The following is a 1,094-nucleotide window of genomic DNA, read 5'->3' as shown; positions in this document are numbered from 1 at the left end:
CCAAACTGACCTTGTAGTGAGGTGGCTTGGAATTGATTTTGACCGTTATCCACATCAGTAACAGTGAGGGCGCCGTCGACGCGAAGCTGCCCACTATGCACGCCTTTATCTTCAGTTAAACTGGCGGTTGAGGTACCCGCAATCACCGCTTTATCATCTGTGCCGTTAATGGTGACAGTGATTTTTTGTTCAGTGCCGTCAACCGAGTGAACTAACACTGTATCGGTAAGTGACTCACCCGTTTTCAGACTTTGAATAGCATTTTGACTGTTATCAGCGGTGTAAGTCCAGTGACCTAACTCATTGATTGATAGAGTACCAAACTGACCTTGTAATGAGGTGGCTTGAAATTGATTTTGACCGTTATCCACATCAGTAACAGTGAGGGCGCCATCGACGCGGAGTTGTCCACCGTGAACATCTTTATCTTCGGTTAATTGTGCGGTACTTGTACCACCAATAACGGCTTTATCATCAGTACCGTTAATGGTCACAGTGATTTTTTGCTCAGTGCCGTCAACGCTATGAACTAACACTGTATCGGTAACTGACTCACCGGTTTTAAGGCCTTGAATGTTCGGCTGCGAGTTATCGGCGGTATAGGTCCAGTGACCTAATTCATTGATTGATAGAGTGCCGAATTGACCTTGTAGTGAGGTGGCTTGGAATTGATTTTGACCATTATCCACATCAGTAACAGTGAGGGTACCATCTACTCGAAGCTGCCCTTGATGAACATCTTTATCTTCAGTTAATTGTGCTGTTGAAGTACCCGCAATCACCGCTTTGTCGTCAGTACCATTGATGGTGACAGTGATTTTTTGTTCAGTGCCATCAACACTGTGAACGATTAAGGTGTCAGTAACTGACTCACCTGTTTTAAGGCCTTGAATCGCTGTCTGAGAATTGTCAGCTGTGTAGGTCCAGTGACCTAACTCATTGATTGATAGAGTACCAAACTGACCTTGTAGGCTTTCAGCGTTGAACTGCGCTTGATTGTTGTCTACATCTGTTACGGTTAACGTCCCGTCAACGCGGAGTTGTCCACCGTGAACATCTTTATCTTCGGTTAACTGTGCGGTACTTGTTCCTGC

General features: G+C 45.3%; 1 protein-coding gene. It reads right to left on the bottom strand.

The genetic code is table 11. From position 1 onward, the window contains the following. Positions 1-1,094: VCBS domain-containing protein (locus AB4140_RS19445; RefSeq protein WP_372002272.1), on the bottom strand; the 1,094-nt coding region annotated here is incomplete at both ends.

The sequence above is a fragment of the Shewanella sp. 10N.286.51.B2 genome (assembly GCF_041469265.1).
In the GTDB taxonomy this organism is placed as follows: Bacteria; Pseudomonadota; Gammaproteobacteria; order Enterobacterales; family Shewanellaceae; genus Shewanella.
Note: the sequence above shows the minus strand (reverse complement) of the source record. Positions and strands in the feature narration are given on the sequence as shown.